The sequence below is a fragment of the Diplocloster modestus genome, from assembly GCF_019042245.1.
Taxonomy (GTDB): Bacteria; Bacillota; Clostridia; order Lachnospirales; family Lachnospiraceae; genus Diplocloster; species Diplocloster modestus.
The window spans coordinates 1-289 of record NZ_JAHQCX010000054.1 but is presented as its reverse complement, the minus strand read 5'-3'; the positions used below and the strand labels follow the sequence as shown (position 1 = coordinate 289).

The window sequence follows — 289 nt, the reverse complement described above, 5'->3', positions numbered from 1 at the left end:
GAACACGATGGTTAAGACCTAGGCGGCCGATGGTACTATACTGGTGACGGTATGGGAGAGCAGGTGGATGCCAGATTTATGGGCTTATAGCTCAGCCGGTTAGAGCGCACGCCTGATAAGCGTGAGGTCGGTGGTTCGAGTCCACTTAAGCCCATTTTAATCTGTTTGATATGGACGAGCTGTAGAGCTCGCCCAAATTAAGCAGGACCGTGACGGGGGTATAGCTCAGTTGGGAGAGCACCTGCCTTGCAAGCAGGGGGTCAAGGGTTCGAATCCCTTTATCTCCATC

At 52.9% G+C, this 289-nt stretch carries 2 tRNA genes; both read left to right on the top strand.

What is annotated here, in order from left to right:
• Positions 1 to 80: 80 nt before the first annotated feature.
• Positions 81 to 154 (top strand) — tRNA-Ile (locus KTH90_RS24790).
• 60 nt (positions 155 to 214) lie between these two features.
• Positions 215 to 287 (top strand) — tRNA-Ala (locus KTH90_RS24785).
• The last annotated feature ends 2 nt before the right edge of the window (positions 288 to 289 follow it).